Raw genomic sequence first — 18,051 nt, 5'->3', positions numbered from 1 at the left:
CGGCTGTTAGTTTTTAAAGAACATTTCCGCTAAGACCGTCTTGCTTCGTCTTGCGTCGCTGCATCAGCAGCAGAGAACGAGATTATGTCTGGGCAGCGATAACAGGTCAACCCCCTTTTCGCATTTTCTTTTCTTCTCGTGTCCGCTGCTTAATAAATAAGCGCGCGGCAATTGGTCAACGACGACCGACCGCCGCTGCGCACTCTAAGTGAAAAGAAAACGCTCTCTCAACTCCCGAAGAACGGTACACAAAAGCCGGCCGGTCCTACGCACGTCGACGCAGCCCCCGCGCCTCGCTGCATCGCGCCCGACGCCGCTCCGCCCGACTGCATGCCCCCGTAGGATTGATTCGCCCCGCTCTGCTGCGCGGCGACCCTGGCCTCAGCAGCCTGAATGTCCGCAGGATAAGTGGCATTTTCTCCGGACGCCGTCGAGTACCCGGCCCCCTGGAGTTGCGCCAGCTCGGCGCGCACTTGCGCACGAGTGAGCGGCGCGTTATTGCTTTGCGCGAACGCTAAGGCCGGTGCGACAACCGCGGCAACCGACACGACGACTTTGGCGATGGTATTCATGATGAACAGACTCCGACGATAAGGTTGAGTGAGATCGCGCGCGATTCGCAAACCCCATCGGCGCAGAAGACGATGTCCGCTGCGTCCGATTCGCTCGACCCGGGATTCAAGCAATGAGGTTTCGCTTGGTTAACCCACGCACGCTCCGATCTATTCCCGTGCACGTCGCTTGACACTCGAGAACCGGGTCGCGTATTGTTTGGTAGACCAACCAATACGGGTAGGCATCATCAAGGGAGCGAGCAATGCCCCGCATCTTTCGCGTTCGACTCTTTTCATGCATGGTTGCCGCCACGCTGCTCGCGGCGTGCTCGCGTGAGGACTCCAATTCGTACCAGGGTTATGTCGAAGGCGAGTTCGTCTACGTCGCATCGTCGCAATCCGGCAAGCTCGTCGATTTGCCCATCACGCGCGGACAGACGATAACGACCGGGACGCCCCTGTTCGCGCTCGAATCCGTCGACGAGACCGCCGCCCTCGACCAGGCGAAGCGGCAACTCGTCGCAACGCAATCGCAACTCCAAGACATACTCACCGGCAAGCGCGCGCCCGAGGTCGCATCCGTGCGCGCGCAACTCGCGCTGGCGCGTGCGAACGCGCGCAAGGCCGCGCTGCAACTGCGCCGCGATGAAGCGCAGTTCGACGCAGGCGGCATTTCCAAGGGACAACTCGACGACTCGCGCGCCAACGCCGACGCCACCGCTGCGCAGGTGCGCGACGTGAGCGAACAGGTCGATATCGCGCGCTTGCCGGGCCGCCCGCAGCAAATCGCCGCGCAGCGTGCGCAAGTCGCGGCCGCACAGGCCGTCGTTACGCAGGCGCAGTGGAAGCTCGATCAAAAGCGTGTCGCGGCGCCCGCCGATGGCCTCGTGTACGACACGCTCTATCGTCGTGGCGAGTGGGTGCAAGCCGGCAGCCCCATCGTGCAGATGTTGCCGCCCGAGAACACCAAGGTGCGTTTCTTCGTGCCGGAAAGCGCAGTCGGCGCGCTCGCGGCGGGACACGCCGTATCGATTCATTGCGATGGCTGCGCCGCCGACGTCGCGGCAAAGATCACCTATGTATCGAATCAGGCCGAGTACACGCCACCTGTCATCTACAGCAACGAAAGCCGCGCCAAGCTCGTCTTCATGATCGAAGCGCATGCAAGTGCATCGGATGCGAGCAAGCTGCATCCCGGCCAACCTGTCGCAGTGAGGTTGCAATGAGCGAGCCGGCCGCAAAGCCTGAAGCGCAATACGTCATCGACGTGCACAAGCTCAACAAGCGCTTTGGCGACAAGCACGTCGTCAACGATGTCTCGCTGCAAGTCGCACGCGGCGAAATCTTCGGCTTTCTGGGACCGAACGGAAGCGGCAAGACCACGTCCATACGTCTGATGTGCGGCCTGCTTACGCCCGATTCAGGCAGCGGCACGTGTCTCGGCTATGACATCGTGCGCGAGAGCGAGCAGATTAAGCGCAACGTCGGCTATATGACCCAACGCTTTTCATACTGGGAAGACCTGACGATCCGCGAGAACCTCGACTTCGTCGCGCGCATCTATCAGATGAACAATCGCCGCGAAGTGGTGGACCGCTCGCTGGAATCGCTCGGCCTGCAAAGTCGCGCGAACCAGTTGACCGGATCGCTTTCGGGCGGGTGGAAGCAACGTCTCGCGCTGGCTGCATGCATGCTGCACGCACCCAAACTTCTCTTGCTCGATGAACCCACCGCCGGCGTCGATCCCACCGCGCGCCGCGACTTCTGGGAAGAACTGCATCGGCTGGCCGCGAACGGCATCTCGGTGCTAGTCAGCACGCACTACATGGACGAAGCCGAGCGCTGTCACAAGCTCGCGTATATCGCCTATGGAAAACTGCTTGCGCAAGGCACCGCGAACGAAGTGATCGCATCGCAAGGGCTCGCGACGTGGCGCATTCATGGCGATCAGTTGAGCGCATTATCGGAGCGGCTGCGCAAGACACCTGGCATCGACCAGACCGTCGTATTCGGCTCCACGCTGCACGCAAGCGGCAGCGATCAAGCGGCGCTGGAGCGCGCGATCTCCGATGCGGTCAAAGGCACCGCACTGCGCGCCGAGCAGATCGACACGGGACTCGAGGACGTGTTCATCTACTTGATGAGCCGCTCCACCGATAACTTCAAGGCACAGTCATGAACGCGCGCAACGGTTTCTCGCCGATGCGCTGGTGGAGCATCGTGCTCAAGGAGTTTCTGCAATTGCGGCGCGACCGCATAACGTTCGGCATGATCGTCGGATTGCCGATCGTTCAGCTTGCGCTCTTCGGCTATGCGATCAACACCGACCCCAAGCACTTGCCGACAGCGGTAATCGCCGGCGAATCCAGCCCGTTCACGCGGAGCTTCATCGCGGCGATGAGTCATTCGGAGTACTTCGATATCATCGAAACGCTTCCCGATGACGAAGCCGGCAGGCGCGCGCTCGCACAGGGCCGCGTGCTTTTCGTGCTCAACATCCCGGCCGATTTCTCGCGCAAGCTTTTGCGCGGCGAGCGTCCGGCCTTGCTCGTCGAAGCCGATGCGACCGATCCCAACGCGGTCAGCAGGGCAACGAGTGCGCTCAATGGCCTTGTTCGTTCCGTTGCATCGAAGGACATCACCGGCCCGCTCGCGTCGCTCAATGGCACGCCCGCCGCGTTCGACGTGCAGGTTCACAATCTCTACAACCCCGAAGGCATTACGCAATACAACGTCGTGCCGGGGCTCATGGGCGTGATCCTGACGATGACCCTCGTGATGATGACCGGCATCGCCATCACCCGCGAACGCGAACGCGGCACGATGGAAAACCTGCTCGCGACGCCCGTGCGCCCTATCGAAGTCATGACGGGAAAGATCGTGCCTTACGTGTTCATCGGACTGATACAGGCAACGATCATCCTCGTGGCGACTCGCTTCGTCTTCGGCGTTCCGTTGATTGGCAATCCCGTCGCGATCTATCTGGCCGCATTGCTTTTCATCGCCGCGAACCTGACGGTCGGCATCACGCTGTCGTCGCTCGCGCAAAATCAGCTTCAGGCGATGCAGCTCACCGTCTTCTATTTTCTGCCGAATATCCTGCTGTCCGGCTTCATGTTCCCGTTCTCGGGCATGCCGAAGTGGGCGCAATTCATCGGCAATCTTCTGCCGCTCACGTATTTCAACCGTCTCATTCGCGGCATTCTTCTCAAGGGCAACGGCTGGGCAGACTTGTGGCCGTCCGTGTGGCCGCTGGCGCTTTTCACGCTGATCGTCATGGGCATCGCGCTGCGGTTCTACAGGCGCACGCTCGACTAGGAGACACGCCGATGAAAACCGCGCTGGCCGTTTGCCTGCTCATGCTGGGCGGCTGCACCGTCGGCCCCGACTTCCACGCGCCCGCCGCGCCCGATACGCAAAGCTATACGCGAAGCACATCGCCCGCTTTCTCGACAGCCGATCACGCGTTGCCGCAGTGGTGGAAGCAGTTCGGCTCCGATGCCCTGAACCGCCTCGTCGATGAAGCATTGCGAAACAGCCCCACGCTCGCGCAGGCACGCGCGCGGTTGACGCAAGCGCGCGAGGACTATCAGGCGCAGGCGGGCGCGACGTACTACCCCGCCATCGACGCATCGCTCTCCGGTTCGCGGCAGAAAGTAGACCCCGCCGCGTTCGGCGTGCCGGTGCCGAGTCCCGGCCCATTTACGCTCTACGACGCCTCGGTGAGCGTGTCGTATTCGCTCGATATCTTCGGCGGCGACCGTCGTGCGCTCGAAGCACTGCGCGCGCAAGTCGACTATCAGGTGTTCGAACTCGATGCGGCGCGGCTGTCGATTGCGGGCAATGTCGTGTCGACCGCCATTCGCCGAGCTTCGTTGCAGGCTCGAATTACGCTGACGAAAGGCATCGTCGATGCGCAGACGCAGCAGCTATCCATCATGGAAGCCCGCATGGCGGCGGGCGGCGTTTCACGCTTCGATGTACGCAGCCAGCGCACGCTCCTCGAACAAACGCGCGCGAGCGTGCCCGCACTTCTTGCTCAGCGCGATGCGGCCGATCACCGGCTCGCGATTCTGCTGGGCGTCGAGCCATCCCGCGCGGATTTCGACGCCCTCACGTTCGATACCTTGCGCGTACCCGATGACGTTCCGCTCACGCTGCCTTCGACGCTCGCGCGTGAACGTCCCGACATTCGCGCGTCGGAAGCGCTGCTACATCAGGCGAGCGCGAATGTCGGCGTTGCGACGGCGGATCTGTATCCGAAGTTTTCGCTGTCGGCGGGCGTGGGCTCGCAGCGCACGAGCATCCACGACATGCTCGACAAGCTCAACGTTTGGAACATCGGACTCAACCTGTCGCAGCCGCTCTTTCGCGGCGGTGAATTGCGAGCGAGAAAGCGCTCGGCTGAAGCCGCCTACGATGCCGCTGCGAGCGCGTATCGCGAAACCGTGCTGGATGCGCTTCAGCAAGTCGCGGATACCTTGAGCGCATTGCAGAACGATGCGGACGCCCTGCGCGCCCGTGATATCGCAGCGAACGAAGCGCAAGCGAATCTCGACACGACCCATGCACGCTTTGCTGCGGGCGGCGTGAGCCGCTTCGACTTGCTCGACACACAAAGGCAAGCGCTGCAAACGCAGCTCGATCGCACGCTTGCCCATGCCAGCCGTCTCAGCGATACGGCTGCGCTTTTCCAGGCGCTTGGCGGTATCGAAAGCGAGACGCTGACGTCACGCGCATCGGCGCGGCGATGAATAGATCGCGACGCAGCGATCTGTTCTGCAAATGGCGCTTCGCGCAGTTGATCGCGCAGAAGAAGCTCGCGCTCACGCAGGGCGATTTGCGTGAGCGCGATTCCGTATGGGTGATCGCTGGATAAAAGCACGCCCGGGTCGGTGCCAAGACTCTTCTTCGCATCGGGACCATGCTGCCTTTCGCCATATGCAGACCGAAACGGCAAGCCCCTGCTACTCGCCGAACTTCGCCTGCACCGCCCGGCGAATCTCCGCGAACGCCACCGGCTTCACCAGATGATGATCGAAGCCCGCTTCCTTGGATCGCTGGCGGTCATGCGCCTGGCCGTATCCCGTCACGGCGATCAGCAACGCATCGGCGGTGGCGGGACGCTTGCGCATCTCCGCAGCGAGCCTGAAGCCGTCCATGCCCGGCAAGCCGATGTCGAGCAGCACGATCTGCGGCAAGAACACTTCCGCGATCTTCAACGCCTCGGCCCCGTCGTGCGCCGTGCGCACATCGAAGCCGTCCGCTTCGAGCAGAAGCGACATGGCGGTCGCGGCATCGACGCTGTCATCGACGAGCAGCACGCGCTTGCCGCCGATGATCTGCGGCGCTTCATCGGCGGGATGCTCCGCCAGCGGCGGCGCCTTCGCGAGCGGCAGCCACACGACGAACTCGCTGCCCTGCTGCAGCCCCGCCGAATACGCCTCGATACGCCCACCCTGCAATTCGACCAGCGTCTTCGCGAGCGGCAAGCCGATGCCGAGCCCGCCCTCCGAGCGTTCGAGCGAGGTCTCCGACTGCACGAACAAATCGAAGATATGCGGCAGGATGTCCGCCGCGATGCCGATGCCCTTGTCACGCACCGCAATGCGCACTTCATCGCCGAATTGCGCGGTTTCGATGGCGATCTCGCCTTCCTCGAGGCTGTACTTCGACGCATTCGAGAGCAGGTTGCCGAACACCTGCGCGATGCGCACGCTGTCGCCGACGATGTAGAGCGGCGCATCCGCGAGGCGCGTCGTGAGCTTATGACGCTTGCGCTGAAGCGCAGGCTGCGCGGTCTCGATCGCCGCTTCCACCGCTGCCGCGATATCCACCGTTTCCTGGCGCAGCGTGATCTTGCCCTGGGTGATGCGCGCGACATCGAGCAAGTCGTCGACGAGGCGGCTCAAGTGCCGCACCTGCCGGTCGATGATCGTTCGCACGGTCGCGAAGTGCTGCACGGACGGTGCGCGCTGCGGATCGAGCAGATCGACGGCATTGCGAATCGGCGCCAGCGGATTGCGTAGCTCGTGCGCGAGCATCGCGAGAAATTCGTCCTTGCGGCGGTCCGCATCGCGCAACAGCATTTCGGCGGCCTTGCGCTCGGAAATATCGTTGACGATGCCCGCGATACGCACGGGCCGCCCATCCGCGCCGCGCACCTGCGACGCACGCTCGGCCACCCAGCGCGGCCCGCCGTGCGCCCGCGCGATACGATATTCGACGTGATACGGCGCGCCGCTCGTCAGCAATTGCCGATATGCCGCCGCCACGTGTTCACGGTCCAGCAAGTGCACGTCGCCGGACCAGTGATCCCGGCCGGGATGCGGCGCCGGCGCGCCTTCGCCCGCATCCCACAGCCGCGCGTAGGCGGGACTGACGTAGAGCAATTGATTGGCAGCGGGATCGAGCATCCAGAAGACGTCGTCGATATTGTCCGCAAGCTGCCGGAAGCGTTCTTCGCTCTCGCGCAGCGCGCTTTCCGCGAGCCGCACGCGCAGCAGCGCGCGCACGTGCGCGATGAGTTCGGCCGGCTCGACGGGTTCGGTCAGATAGCTGTCCGCGCCGCCTTCGAGACCGCGAATGCGATCGAGGCTATGCACGGCCGCCGCCGATGTCTGCAGCACCAGCGTCCCCGCGGTTTCCGGCGACGCCTTGATCTGGCGGCACACCTCAAGCCCGTTGATATCGGGCAGCTTGACATCGAGGAGCACGAGATCGGGCGATTCGGCGCGCACGCGTTCCAGTGCGGTCGTGCCGGTCCCCGCTTCGATCACGTTGAAGCCGGCCCGCGACAGGATGCGCGTCTTCGCGTACCGCGCGCCGTCGTTATCGTCGACGTTGAGGATCAGAACCTCGCTCCAGTCGCTCTTCATGATGTCGTTCCTTCCCCGCGAAGCGCCCCGTTCACTCTGCCCGACACCATGTCCAGCACGCTCGCGAGTTCGCCGCCCGAGATCGGCTTCTGCAAGAACGCTGCCGCGCCCAGCGCGCCGGCTTCATCGCGATCTTCCGGTTCGCCGAGCACGACGACAGGAATGTCGCGCGTGGCCGCCTGCGCGCGCAGCGCCGCAAGCCAGATCCACGCCTCCGACGGCGCGGGCCGCACGGCAAGCAGCAGCGCGGCGGGCGGCGTGCGGGCGAGCGCGCGGCTCGCTTCATCGAGCGTCGCGGCGCTCGTCGTGCGATACGGCGATTGCCGCAGCACGGCTTCGCAGTCGAGCCGCTCGATCGGATTGCTTGCGACGAGCAGCACCGCCGGTCCCGTTTCGCCGTGTGCGGCGCTTTGCGCGGCCTCGGACGCGCCATAGAAAGCGGGAATCGTCGCGCTGAAGGTCGATCCGCGCCCGAGTTCGCTTTCGAGCGATACATCGCCGCCGAGCAGCTTGCATAGCTTGCGGCAAAGCGGCAGCCCGAGCCCGGTGCCTTTGACGTATTGCTGAAGCCGGTTCTCGACCTGGCCGAACTCTTCGAACACGACCTGCTGATGCTCCGGCGCGATGCCGATGCCCGTATCCGTCACCGAGAACGTGATCAGACGGCGCACTTCGTCGTAGCTTGCGGACACGCGCACTTCGCCGCGCTCGGTGAACTTGAGCGCATTCGACACGAAGTTGCGCAGCACCTGCGCGACCTTGGCTTCGTCGGTGCGGATCGGCGGCAAGCCCTCGCACGGCTCGAATATCAGCTCGACGGTATTGCCCGGCGTGAGCGGCCGCAGCATGCCGCGCAGCGCCGAAAAGAGCGTATCCACTTCGAATTCGACGGCACGCACTTCGATCTTGCCCGCTTCGATCTTCGCGAGGTCCAGCAGATCGTCGACAGTTTCGGACAAGTCCTCCGCCGCCTTGCGGATGAAGCGCACCTGCTTTTCCTGCTCTTCCGTCAGTTCGCCGTCGATGCGTTCCAGCAGCAGCTTCGAGAGCGCGCGGATCGACGAAAGCGGCGTGCGGAATTCATGGCTCATGTTCGACAGAAACCGCGACTTCGACTCATCCGCGCGGCGCAGATGATCCGCGCGCGCATCGAGTTCCGCATACAGCGCGACGACGCCGCGGTTCGTGTCTTCCAGCTCGCGCGTGAGGCGTGTCAGCTCTTCCTGGCGCTCTCGCAAGTCGGCGAGCGCGCCGATCAGTTCGCGATTCTGGCGCGCGAGTTCGGCGGTCGAGTCTTCGTTGTCCTGCCGCGCGAGCGTCGCCGCGACCGCGTGCGCCGCGTTCGCATCGGGCGATGCGCTCTCGGGCAGCGCCTTCGCGAGCGAGATCGACGTGCCGCCGTCGGGATCGTCGGCGATCGCGCATTGCTCCATCAGCCGTTGCGCGGCGAGCAGGCCGAGCGCGGCTTGCGACGCGTCGTTCTTCATCGCGCGAAGACGCTCGCCCGCGCCCGCGCCGGCGCGAAAGCGGACGACGAAACGCGGCGGATAGGTCGCGTTGTCGAGCAGAAATTCCGCGCGCGCGTGCGGGCCGGCCGCCAACACCGTGCGCGCGGCTTCGAGCACCGACGTGGAGATGCGCGTCTGGTCCTGCGTCGAGAAGCCGAGCGCGGCGCTTGCATCGCGCGCCTTGCGACGCGCCGCGACGATATCGCGCTCGCCGTCGATCTCCATCGAATAGAGCGCGAGCGCCATCATGCGGCTCCCGTCGCCCGTGCGACGAACACGGTCACGTCGTCGCGGCCGCGCGAGAAATCGCGATACAGCACGGCGGCGGCGAGCGCCGGATGCCGCGTGCCCAGGCCCGGATAACGTTCAAGATCCCAGCGCGATCCCAGCCCGTCCGAATGCAGCACGACGAGCGAGTCGGGCGGATAAGGCACATCGAACTGCTGCGCGCGCCGCGCCGAATGCCCGACGATGCCGCTATGCGACACCAGATGCCGGTGCGAATCGTGCGTCCACACGCTCGCCGAGATATTGCCGATGCCGGCGAAAGCGACCTTCCCGCCCGCCGCCGATTGGCCCAACGGCATCCGCGCAATGCCGACCGCCGCGCCGCGCGTCGGGCGCAGCGCCTCGTTGGCAAGCTCCATGATGCGTTCGAGCGGCGCGTCACCGTGCGCGCCCAGCACGCGCGCCGCCTCGATTGCGGCGACGTTTGCGAGCGGGCCGTGGCCGAGACCGTCGGCGACGAGCACGGTGAATGCATCGTCGCCGGCGCGACAGGACCATGCATCGCCGCTTACGGTTTCCGTGTGAAGCGGCAGATTCACGACGCCGTAGCTCACGCGCGCATCGTGCGCTGATGCCGTGCTCGGGCCGTTCCAGCACACGACGCGCAGCACCGTGCCGTGTCCCGGCATGCTCCAGATGTCGAGCTCGCCCGACAGACGCCTGATGGCGCCCATGCCGTTGCCGGGGCTGCCGGCTGTCGTATAGCCGTCTTCGAACGAACGATAAAGATCCTGAATGCCCGGCCCGCGATCGATGCACAGCACTTCGATGCCGTACCGCTGCGGGCCGTCCAGCAGCGGGCGCACGAGCAATTCGCCGCTGCCCGCGTGCTTCAGCAGATTGGTGCCGCATTCCGTGACGACGATTGCAAGCTGGCCCGCGACCGTCTCGTTGAAACCGAGTCCGCGTGCGAGTTCGCCGATCGAGCGTCGCGCGAAGGCGATCTGACTCGCCTCGACGATCTCGTACCGCTGCTGCGCCGCCATTGATTCCTTTAGAACGGTTTCCATTTGGTGATCGAGACGTGCGTGCCCTCACCCGGCGCGGAGCGGATGTCGAACTCGTCGCACAGGCGTTTCGCGCCGCCGAGGCCGAGTCCCAGGCCGCTGCCCGAGGTAAAGCCGTCCGAGAGCGCGCGGGCGATGTCGGGGATGCCGGGCCCGTTATCGACGAATTCGAGCTTGAGGCCACGGCGGCCATTGCGTTCGACGAGCGTGCAATGCACGTCGCCGCCACCGCCGTAGATGAGCGTGTTACGTGCCAGCTCACTCGCCGCCGTCACGAACTTGGTCTGATCGATGAGGGACAAGCCCTGCGCCACGGCCTTCTCGCGCACGAACTGGCGCAAGCGCACGATCTGCTCGTCGGAGCGGATCGGCAGCGTATCGGGCGGTGACGAGGCGGCCGGCATGGCCGTTGGATAGAAGGTCATCATGGACTGGTTCACTTGCGGCCGTCAGGCTGCGCCGCCGCCGGTGAGAAGCGCCATGCCCTTTTCCACGTTGAGCGCGGTCCGCACGCCCGACAGCGTGAGCCCGAGCTCGACCAGCGTGATCGCGACCGAAGGCTGCATGCCGACGACGACCGTCTGCGCGTCGAGCACGCGGGCCATCGCCGCCGTATTGCCGATCATGCGCCCGATGAAGGAATCGACGACATCGAGCGATGAAATGTCGATCAGCACGCCGTTCGCACCGTCCTTGACGATGCGGCTCGTCAGATCGTCCTGCAGCGTGAGCGCGAGGCGGTCGTGCATGTCCACCTGAATGGTGACGAGCAACAGCTTGCCCATCGTGAGAATTGGAATGCGATCCATCGCCTGGCCCTGTTCAGTCGCGTTGCATGCTGTTGAAGAACTCGCGCGCCGTCATTCGGGCGACGACGAATCGTGCATGCCGGCGGCCGCGCCGTTGCGCGCCGCGTGCTCCTGCGCGCCGGCCATCGTCACCGACTTGCCGGTGCGCTGCAACGCGACGACGAACGCCGCCGCGAGCGTGGCTTTGGTCGTCACGTTCGACAGGTTCACGCCGAGATGCACGATGGTCTGAGCGATCTGCGGACGAATGCCGCTGATGATGCAGTCCGCGCCCATCAGACGCGCGGCGGCGACCGTCTTCAGCAAATGCTGCGCGACGAGCGTATCGACGGTCGGCACGCCGGTGATGTCGATGATCGAAATAGCCGCGCCCGTCTCAACGATCTTTTGCAGCAGGTTTTCCATCACGACCTGCGTGCGCGCGGAGTCGAGCGTGCCGATCAGCGGCAGCGCGAGGATGCCGTCCCACAGTTGCACGACAGGCGTGGACAGTTCGAGCAACTCTTGTTGCTGGCGCACGATCACTTGCTCACGGCTCGCCTGGAACACTTCGGTGGTGTACAGGCCGAGTTCATCGAACAGTGCGCTGATGGTCCACGTCAGATCGGCGAGCATGGCGGGTTCGTTCGCCAAAGCGGCGCGCAGGCGTGTCACGAGCGGCTGCTTCAGCGAGAACACGAACATCGCGGTTTCAACCGGCGAGAAGCCCTGACGCGCACGCTGAGCGGACATATCCGCCAGAAACGCGCGCACTTCGTGCCATTCGGTTCCCTTGAAGTCCACCCGGTCCGAAGCGCTGAGCACCGTCAGCAGCAGCGAAACAAATTGCGAGAACTGATTGCGAAGCTCCGCTTCGCCGACGAGCCCGCGACGCGACGCGATGGCGTGCTGCTTCGTGATCCATTCGTTCAGCAGTTCCGTCTGGTTGTTGCCGAATACCTGGGCGAGCCGTGTTCCGCCGACCATTTCCATGCCGAGTTCCCCGTGCGAATAGTGATTTTGCGGGCGACAAGCCCCGACGAAGATGCTTTCGCGTTGCTGAAAAAGGAGGCAGCGAATGATCGCGCACCGATGTCGAGCACCTGAAGGCGCTCGGAATGTAGCACGCCATCTCGAAATTCGACAGTGCGCGGGACTCAGTTTTGAAAGAGATCGCGCAGCTATTACGGCGAGGCTTCGAGACTGGCTGCGCAATCGGGAAATGCTTCCGTCTGCGCTCGCTCATGCGGTCACATGTTCCGTGACGATGGGCCGGAATCAGCGGCCGTCGTTCGCCATACCGCAGATAGCAGCCCGAATATTTTCCGGCGTTTCGGCGGTGCAATACTGAACCGGCATCCCAAAACGCGACGCCGGAGCGCCAATGTCCCACACGACTCATCCCGTCGACGAAGTGCTGCCGGTCGGTCAGATGCTCGCCGTCGGCATCCAGCACGTGCTCGTCATGTATGCGGGCGCGATTGCGGTGCCGCTGATCATCGGCGCGGCGCTCAGGCTGCCGAAAGATCAGGTGGCGTTTCTCATCAGTTCGGACCTCTTCGCATGCGGCGTCGTGACGCTCGTGCAATGCATCGGCATATGGAAGTTCGGCATCCGCCTGCCGGTCATCATGGGCGTAAGCTTCGCGCCGGTCGGTCCGATGGTCGCGATGGCCACATCGGGCGCCGGGCTGCCCGCGATCTTCGGCGCGACGATCGCGGCGGGCGTGTTCGCCGTCGTGATCGCGCCGTTCTTCGGACGCCTGATGCGCTTCTTTCCGCCGATCGTCACCGGCACGATCATCCTCACGATCGGCATGACGCTGTTTCCGGTGGCGATCAACTGGGCCGGCGGCGGACGCGGCGCACCGCATTTCGGCGATCCGCGCAACCTGATGATCGCGGGCATCGTGCTGCTCGTGATTCTGCTCATCAACAAGTATCTGCGCGGCTTCATCGCGAACATTTCCGTGCTGCTCGGGATGGCGATCGGCTTCGCGATTGCGCTGCCGCTCGGCCTCATCGACTTCTCCGGCATCGGGCGGGCCGCGTGGTTCGCGCCGGTGCGGCCGTTCGCGTTCGGCATGCCGACCTTCGATATCGCGGCGATCGCGTCGCTGTGCCTCGTGATGGTCGTCATCATGGTGGAGTCGCTCGGCATGTTCCTCGCGCTCGGCGATCTCGCGCTGCGTCCGGTTTCGCGCGCCGACGCCACGCGCGGCCTGCGCACGGACGGACTCGGCACGGTGATCGGCGGCATCTTCAACACGTTCCCGCACTCGTCGTTTTCGCAGAACATCGGGCTCGTCGGCATAACGGGCGTCAAGAGCCGCTGGGTCGTCGCGGTGTCGGGCGTCATCCTGATGCTGCTCGGGCTTCTGCCGAAGCTGTCGAATCTGATTGCGTCGATACCGGTGGTCGTGCTGGGCGGCGCGGGCATCGCGATGTTCGGCATGGTCGCCGCGACCGGCGTCAAGATACTCAGCAAGGTCGATTTCGACAGCAAGAACAACTTGCTCATCGTCGCGATCAGTCTCGGCGTCGGCGTCATTCCGCTGACGGCCCCGACGTTCTTCGGCCAGATGCCCGCGTGGGCCGCGCCGCTCACGCATAGCGGCATCACATTGACCGCCGTTGTTGCGATCCTTCTGAATGCGCTGTTCAATCGCGGCCATTCGACGGACGACGTCCAGCGCGAGCTCGCGGCGGACATGCCCCTGAGCCTGCGTCAGCGCGATGACAACGCATGACGCTCTATCATGCGGCTATTCCGACACTATCCGCCGCGCTCGATGATGGAACTGCTAGGGCTTCTGCTTGCCGCCATCGCACTCGCGTACCTTGCTGCACTGGGCGCGCTTTACTGGCTGCAAGGCCGCCTCGTCTATCCATTGGAGCAGACGCAAACGGTCGTCGACGCCACGCTCGACGCTCATACGCAACTGATCAGCGTCAGGACGCAGGACGGCCTCGATCTGATTGCTCGCTATAGAGCGCCGCCCGATGCAGCCTCGCCGACCATCCTGCTCTTTCATGGCAACGGCGAAGACCTGACGCAGCGGGCGCATATTGCGCTCGAATTGATCGAAGCCGGTTACGGCGTCCTGCTTGCGGAATATCGCGGTTATGGCGGCAATCCCGGCAAGCCGAACGAAGCGGGCCTTTATGCCGATGCGCGCGCCGCTTATGCGTATGCCGCCGAGCGTTCGCGCTCCATCGTCCTGCATGGCTATTCGTTAGGCTCGGGCGTCGCAGTGCAGCTTGCAAGCGAATGCCGCATCGATGCGCTGATACTCGAAGCGCCGTTCACCAGCATCGTCAATGTCGCCGCTGCGCGCTTCAGGCTCTTTCCCGTGCGATATCTTGCACGCGACCGTTACGACAACCTCGCCAAAATCGCATCAATACACGCGCCGCTTCTGATTTATGGCGGCACGCGGGATTTCGTGATTCCGCCCGCGCATTTCCAGCGTCTTTTCGATGCCGCGAAAGGCGACAAACATCTCGCCTTCATAGAAGGCGCGGATCATATCGACGTCTGGAGCAAAGGCGGACGCACGCACGTGATGCAATTTCTCGCATCGCTCAAGGCGCGCGACAGGCAAGAAGTTCACGGCGCAGACTGACGACCGTGCTTTAAAAATTCAGTCGCCGGATGGGAACCGCTGCAAGTGCGCTTCGTCAGAATCAACTCGTATCCGATGAGCCATGCGCCGACCGGCGCGCTCCATTTACCGATTTTTATTCGATACCTGAGAGGAGCGGTCAATGTTTCAGTATCCCGGCAATATCGCTTATCAAATGCCTTCGCTAGCACGCGCCAACCTGCAGGCGTTTCTCAACGCAAGCGGCCGCTTCGCCAGCGGTTTGCAGGAACTCACCGAACTCAACGTTCAAACGGTGCGCACGGTGATCGAAGAAAGCAGCAACCTGCTGAAGCCCGGTGAAGACGCGGGCGCGAGCGTGCTCGGCTGGCAATCCGCGCTGTTCGCGCAGTTTCCGTTGAAAGCGGCCTCGTATGGACAGAACGTCTGGTCGATCATCACGTCGACGGAAGCGGACATTCTCGGCGAAGTGCGCAGCCAGTATGAACGCAACGGCATCACACTGAAGGGCCTGTTCGACACGGCCGCAAGCGAAGCGCAACAAGGCGCGCAATCCGCTGCACAAGAGACTGGCCTGGTCATCACGAGTCTCGCCAATACCGCAAGCGAAGTAACGCAAGCGGCCACGCAAGCCGCGCAGGAGACGGGCGGCGTCATCCTCGACGCAAGCGGCGACATCGCCAGCGAAGCGGCGAGCGCGCCCAAGCAACTCGGCGAAACGGTGGAGACGCCGATTGCGAAGGCGTCACGCGCATCGTCGAAACGTCAAAGCTAGGCAGCCGCTTTCTTTCTGCTGCGCGATTCCTTCAGCACGACCCACGCGGGCGCATGATCGCTCGCGTGCGGTTCGCCACGCACCCATTTGTCGACGCCCGCATCCTGCAGCTTCGAAGCGAGATCCTTGCTCAGCAGAATGTGGTCGATGCGTAGCCCCGAATTCGTCTGCCAGTGCTGACGAAAATAATCCCAGAACGTGTAGATGCGCTCGTCCGGATGCTTCTTGCGCAGTGCATCGGTCCAGCCTTGCGCGAGCAGCCTGGCATACGCGGCGCGGCTTTCGGGTTGCAGCAGCGCATCCTTCAGCCATGAGCGCGTGTTGTAGATATCTTCGTCGGTCGGCACGACGTTGTAATCGCCCGCCAGCACGACCGGGTGTCCGCTCTCGAACAACGACGCCGCATGCGCGTTGAATCGCTCGAACCAGTCGAGCTTGTAATCGAACTTCGGGCCGGGCTGCGGATTGCCGTTGGGAAGATAGAGACAGCCAATCAGCACGCCGTGCACGGCCGCTTCGATATAGCGGCTATGCGTATCGTCTTCGAATCCCGGCAGACCGCGCCGGCTCAGGATCGGCTGCGTATCCTTCGCCAGAATGGCGACGCCGTTCCACGACGCCTGCCCGTGCCAAAGCGCGCCATAGCCCGCCTTTTCGATGGCCGCAGCGGGAAACTGGGCATCCGTGGCCTTCAATTCCTGAAGGCACACGACGTCCGGCGCTTCGCGTTCGAGCCATGTCAGCAAGGCATCGATACGCGAGCGAATGCCATTGATGTTAAAGGTGGCGATTTTCATTCGGCGGTGTCCATCTGTCGATGGCGTGTTTTTGACGATCCTACGCGCGATGCACGATGCGTGCCGCGCGTCTCGTCACACCGCTGCGCCTACGACTGAACGCCCCAACGCCGGACCGTTACGCGCTCGACGGTATCGAACACGAGATGCTCGACGGCGAGCCCGATTACGATGACCGCCGCAAGCCCCGCGAACACGCGGTCGGTGTAAAGCTCGTTGCGATTCTGAAAGATGTACCAGCCGAGACCGCCCTTGCCCGAGCTTGCACCGAACACGAGTTCCGCCGCGATCAGCGTGCGCCACGCGAAAGCCCAGCCAACGCGCAAGCCGGCAAGAATCGAAGGCAAGGCGGCGGGCACCAGAATTAGCACCACATGGCGCAAGCCGGTGAGCCCGTAATTACGCCCTGTCATGCGCAAGGTCGATGGCACCGCCTGAAAACCCGCATACGTATTGAGCGCAAGCGGCCACAACACCGAATGAACGAGCACGAAGAGCAGGCTGCCCGTGCCCAGCCCGAACCACAGCAACGCAAGTGGCAACAGCGCGATGGATGGCAAGGGATTGAACATCGCGGTGAGCATCGAAAGGATGTCGCGACCGATGCGCGTCGAAACCGCAAGCGATGTCAACAGGAACGCGAGCGCCGCGCCCAGAAAATAGCCGCGCAACAGCACCGACATGGATATCGCGACCTTCTCGATCAGTTCGCCGGACAGCACGCCCTGCACGAACGCTGCGCACGTCGCGCTGAAGGTCGGCAACAGCAGATCGTTATCGACGAAGCGCGCCGCCAGTTCCCATATGCCGATCAGCACGAATGCAATCAGCGTCTTGCGCAGCCATGCGCGATCGGTCAGGCGCTTTGCAAGCGGCAAAGGTGCTTCATGCCGGACCTGATCCGGTGTCGACGGAACCGCTTCGAACTCGGGCCGCACGGGCGGCTCCATGAATTGCGGCGTGCTCATCGGGCGGCCTCCTCTTCGAACAGCAGGCGATGAATGCGCGCGACACTCTGCTGAAACTCGCCGCGCCCCACGCTTTCCTGCGAATACTGATGACTGTTCAATTCGGCGCGCACACGGCCCGGATGCGGCGTCAAAAGCAAAATGCGATTGCCGACGATGAGCGCCTCTTCGATCGAATGCGTGACGAACAAGAGCGTGAACCGTTCATCGCTCCAGAGGCGCAGCAGTTCCTCCTGCATGCGGCGGCGCGTGAGCGCATCGAGCGCGGCGAAAGGTTCGTCCATCAACAGCACGCGCGGCTGCATGGCGAGCGCACGCGCGATGGCGACGCGCTGTTTCATGCCGCCCGACAGTGTATGCGGATAAGCGTCTGCAAATCGCGAGAGACCAACTTTGTCGAGGAAATGAAGCGCGCGCTCGCGTGCTTCCGCGCGGCTTAGTCTGCGCGCCACGCGCAGTGGAAACACGACGTTCTGCAATACCGTCTTCCACGGCGGCAGCTGATCGAATTCCTGAAAAACGACGATGCGATCCGCGCCCGGTCCCGTCACGCGTTCGCCATCGATCTCGATGCTTCCCGCCACCGGCTCGATGAAGCCCGCAACCGCCTTGAGCAACGTCGACTTGCCGCAACCCGATGGGCCAAGCAATACGAAGCGGTCCGCACCATACACGTCGAAGCTCACGTCATGGGTCGCGCGAACGAGACGTTCTGGCGTGCGGTATTCGAGCGTGACGTTACGCGCGGATAGCAGTTTTCCGCTCGTGGCAGCGGCGCGGCCGCCTTCGACCGGATAAAGCAAGTGGGGATTTGCAGCCATGTCAGCAACGCATCAAAGCAAACCATCAAGATACCGGCGCGTGCTTCGTGCGCTAAACAATCA

At 63.5% G+C, this 18,051-nt stretch carries 18 protein-coding genes; 8 read left to right on the top strand and 10 right to left on the bottom strand.

Annotated elements, in window-relative coordinates; all coding sequences use genetic code 11:
- Positions 1-227: 227 nt before the first annotated feature.
- On the bottom strand, positions 228-572 hold the full coding sequence (locus AB6804_RS14650; protein ID WP_370887036.1) for a DUF4148 domain-containing protein: 345 nt from the start codon (positions 570-572) through the stop codon (positions 228-230).
- A gap of 245 nt (positions 573-817) precedes the next feature.
- Between AB6804_RS14650 and AB6804_RS14645 the strand changes: the two genes are divergently transcribed.
- The 5 genes from AB6804_RS14645 to AB6804_RS14625 are packed head-to-tail and all read left to right on the top strand — an operon-like array spanning position 818 to position 5,433.
- Positions 818-1,780 carry an HlyD family secretion protein gene (locus AB6804_RS14645; RefSeq protein ID WP_370887035.1) on the top strand — a complete coding sequence of 321 codons (963 nt, stop codon included), beginning with the start codon at positions 818-820 and terminating at the stop codon, positions 1,778-1,780.
- On the top strand, positions 1,777-2,733 hold the full coding sequence (locus AB6804_RS14640) for an ABC transporter ATP-binding protein (RefSeq protein WP_370887034.1): 957 nt from the start codon (positions 1,777-1,779) through the stop codon (positions 2,731-2,733). Before AB6804_RS14645 ends, AB6804_RS14640 begins: the two co-directional genes overlap by 4 nt.
- Positions 2,730-3,872 (top strand): ABC transporter permease, encoded by a 1,143-nt coding sequence (locus tag AB6804_RS14635; protein WP_370887033.1) that lies wholly within the window; start codon positions 2,730-2,732, stop codon positions 3,870-3,872. The genes AB6804_RS14640 and AB6804_RS14635 overlap by 4 nt, the downstream gene beginning before the upstream one ends.
- Before the next feature lie 11 nt (positions 3,873-3,883).
- Positions 3,884-5,308 (top strand): efflux transporter outer membrane subunit, encoded by a 1,425-nt coding sequence (locus tag AB6804_RS14630; RefSeq protein ID WP_370887032.1) that lies wholly within the window; start codon positions 3,884-3,886, stop codon positions 5,306-5,308.
- On the top strand, positions 5,305-5,433 hold the full coding sequence (locus AB6804_RS14625) for a hypothetical protein (RefSeq protein WP_370887031.1): 129 nt from the start codon (positions 5,305-5,307) through the stop codon (positions 5,431-5,433). The genes AB6804_RS14630 and AB6804_RS14625 overlap by 4 nt, the downstream gene beginning before the upstream one ends.
- An 88-nt stretch (positions 5,434-5,521) precedes the next feature.
- On the opposite strand, the gene AB6804_RS14620 is transcribed toward AB6804_RS14625, so the two are convergent.
- Genes AB6804_RS14620 through AB6804_RS14595 form a run of 6 tightly spaced genes read right to left on the bottom strand, consistent with a single transcriptional unit; the run spans position 5,522 to position 12,016 of the window.
- Positions 5,522-7,432, bottom strand: coding sequence for a response regulator (locus AB6804_RS14620; RefSeq protein WP_370887030.1), 1,911 nt, complete (start codon positions 7,430-7,432; stop codon positions 5,522-5,524).
- Positions 7,429-9,189, bottom strand: coding sequence for an ATP-binding protein (locus tag AB6804_RS14615; RefSeq protein WP_370887029.1), 1,761 nt, complete (start codon positions 9,187-9,189; stop codon positions 7,429-7,431). The genes AB6804_RS14620 and AB6804_RS14615 overlap by 4 nt, the downstream gene beginning before the upstream one ends.
- Entirely contained in the window at positions 9,186-10,238 is a 1,053-nt protein-coding gene (locus tag AB6804_RS14610; RefSeq protein ID WP_370887028.1) for an ATP-binding SpoIIE family protein phosphatase, read from the bottom strand. Before AB6804_RS14610 ends, AB6804_RS14615 begins: the two co-directional genes overlap by 4 nt.
- A complete protein-coding gene (locus AB6804_RS14605) occupies positions 10,223-10,663 on the bottom strand; it encodes an anti-sigma regulatory factor (RefSeq protein WP_370887027.1) in 441 nt (146 codons plus the stop codon). Before AB6804_RS14605 ends, AB6804_RS14610 begins: the two co-directional genes overlap by 16 nt.
- Positions 10,664-10,684: 21 nt before the next feature.
- On the bottom strand, positions 10,685-11,044 hold the full coding sequence (locus AB6804_RS14600) for an STAS domain-containing protein (protein WP_035970761.1): 360 nt from the start codon (positions 11,042-11,044) through the stop codon (positions 10,685-10,687).
- Between the two features lie 51 nt (positions 11,045-11,095).
- A complete protein-coding gene (locus tag AB6804_RS14595; RefSeq protein ID WP_370887026.1) occupies positions 11,096-12,016 on the bottom strand; it encodes an STAS domain-containing protein in 921 nt (306 codons plus the stop codon).
- 391 nt (positions 12,017-12,407) lie between these two features.
- Between AB6804_RS14595 and AB6804_RS14590 the strand changes: the two genes are divergently transcribed.
- The 3 genes from AB6804_RS14590 (at position 12,408) to AB6804_RS14580 (ending at position 15,402) form a co-directional block, all read left to right on the top strand.
- Positions 12,408-13,772, top strand: coding sequence for a nucleobase:cation symporter-2 family protein (locus tag AB6804_RS14590; RefSeq protein ID WP_370887025.1), 1,365 nt, complete (start codon positions 12,408-12,410; stop codon positions 13,770-13,772).
- 9 nt (positions 13,773-13,781) lie between these two features.
- Positions 13,782-14,648: an alpha/beta hydrolase gene (locus tag AB6804_RS14585; RefSeq protein ID WP_370887024.1), complete on the top strand. Its 867-nt coding sequence runs from the start codon at positions 13,782-13,784 to the stop codon at positions 14,646-14,648.
- A 142-nt stretch (positions 14,649-14,790) separates the two neighbouring features.
- Complete coding sequence (locus tag AB6804_RS14580) at positions 14,791-15,402, top strand: phasin family protein (protein WP_370887023.1); 612 nt, start codon at positions 14,791-14,793, stop codon at positions 15,400-15,402.
- On the opposite strand, the gene AB6804_RS14575 is transcribed toward AB6804_RS14580, so the two are convergent.
- From AB6804_RS14575 to AB6804_RS14565, 3 genes are all read right to left on the bottom strand, one after another.
- Complete coding sequence (locus AB6804_RS14575; RefSeq protein WP_370887022.1) at positions 15,399-16,199, bottom strand: exodeoxyribonuclease III; 801 nt, start codon at positions 16,197-16,199, stop codon at positions 15,399-15,401. The genes AB6804_RS14580 and AB6804_RS14575 overlap by 4 nt on opposite strands.
- An 89-nt stretch (positions 16,200-16,288) precedes the next feature.
- The gene (locus tag AB6804_RS14570; protein ID WP_370887021.1) at positions 16,289-17,167 is read right to left on the bottom strand and encodes an ABC transporter permease; all 879 of its coding nucleotides are present in this window, start codon (positions 17,165-17,167) and stop codon (positions 16,289-16,291) included.
- Complete coding sequence (locus tag AB6804_RS14565) at positions 17,164-17,988, bottom strand: ABC transporter ATP-binding protein (RefSeq protein ID WP_370887020.1); 825 nt, start codon at positions 17,986-17,988, stop codon at positions 17,164-17,166. Before AB6804_RS14565 ends, AB6804_RS14570 begins: the two co-directional genes overlap by 4 nt.
- Between the last annotated feature and the right edge of the window lie 63 nt (positions 17,989-18,051).

This window comes from Caballeronia sp. RCC_10 (genome assembly GCF_041360715.1).
In the GTDB taxonomy this organism is placed as follows: domain Bacteria; phylum Pseudomonadota; class Gammaproteobacteria; order Burkholderiales; family Burkholderiaceae; genus Caballeronia; species Caballeronia grimmiae.
This window is presented reverse-complemented; position numbering and strand designations above follow the sequence as displayed.

Bases quoted from the DNA above. Each gene is read 5' to 3' on its own strand.
- AB6804_RS14650 (WP_370887036.1), bottom strand. From the start codon at position 572: ATGAATACCATCGCCAAAGTCGTCGTGTCGGTTGCCGCGGTTGTCGCA.
- AB6804_RS14645 (WP_370887035.1), top strand. From the start codon at position 818: ATGCCCCGCATCTTTCGCGTTCGACTCTTTTCATGCATGGTTGCCGCC.
- AB6804_RS14640 (WP_370887034.1), top strand. From the start codon at position 1,777: ATGAGCGAGCCGGCCGCAAAGCCTGAAGCGCAATACGTCATCGACGTG.
- AB6804_RS14635 (WP_370887033.1), top strand. From the start codon at position 2,730: ATGAACGCGCGCAACGGTTTCTCGCCGATGCGCTGGTGGAGCATCGTG.
- AB6804_RS14630 (WP_370887032.1), top strand. From the start codon at position 3,884: ATGAAAACCGCGCTGGCCGTTTGCCTGCTCATGCTGGGCGGCTGCACC.
- AB6804_RS14625 (WP_370887031.1), top strand. From the start codon at position 5,305: ATGAATAGATCGCGACGCAGCGATCTGTTCTGCAAATGGCGCTTCGCG.
- AB6804_RS14620 (WP_370887030.1), bottom strand. From the start codon at position 7,432: ATGAAGAGCGACTGGAGCGAGGTTCTGATCCTCAACGTCGACGATAAC.
- AB6804_RS14615 (WP_370887029.1), bottom strand. From the start codon at position 9,189: ATGATGGCGCTCGCGCTCTATTCGATGGAGATCGACGGCGAGCGCGAT.
- AB6804_RS14610 (WP_370887028.1), bottom strand. From the start codon at position 10,238: ATGGAAACCGTTCTAAAGGAATCAATGGCGGCGCAGCAGCGGTACGAG.
- AB6804_RS14605 (WP_370887027.1), bottom strand. From the start codon at position 10,663: ATGATGACCTTCTATCCAACGGCCATGCCGGCCGCCTCGTCACCGCCC.
- AB6804_RS14600 (WP_035970761.1), bottom strand. From the start codon at position 11,044: ATGGATCGCATTCCAATTCTCACGATGGGCAAGCTGTTGCTCGTCACC.
- AB6804_RS14595 (WP_370887026.1), bottom strand. From the start codon at position 12,016: ATGGAAATGGTCGGCGGAACACGGCTCGCCCAGGTATTCGGCAACAAC.
- AB6804_RS14590 (WP_370887025.1), top strand. From the start codon at position 12,408: ATGTCCCACACGACTCATCCCGTCGACGAAGTGCTGCCGGTCGGTCAG.
- AB6804_RS14585 (WP_370887024.1), top strand. From the start codon at position 13,782: ATGCGGCTATTCCGACACTATCCGCCGCGCTCGATGATGGAACTGCTA.
- AB6804_RS14580 (WP_370887023.1), top strand. From the start codon at position 14,791: ATGTTTCAGTATCCCGGCAATATCGCTTATCAAATGCCTTCGCTAGCA.
- AB6804_RS14575 (WP_370887022.1), bottom strand. From the start codon at position 16,199: ATGAAAATCGCCACCTTTAACATCAATGGCATTCGCTCGCGTATCGAT.
- AB6804_RS14570 (WP_370887021.1), bottom strand. From the start codon at position 17,167: ATGAGCACGCCGCAATTCATGGAGCCGCCCGTGCGGCCCGAGTTCGAA.
- AB6804_RS14565 (WP_370887020.1), bottom strand. From the start codon at position 17,988: ATGGCTGCAAATCCCCACTTGCTTTATCCGGTCGAAGGCGGCCGCGCC.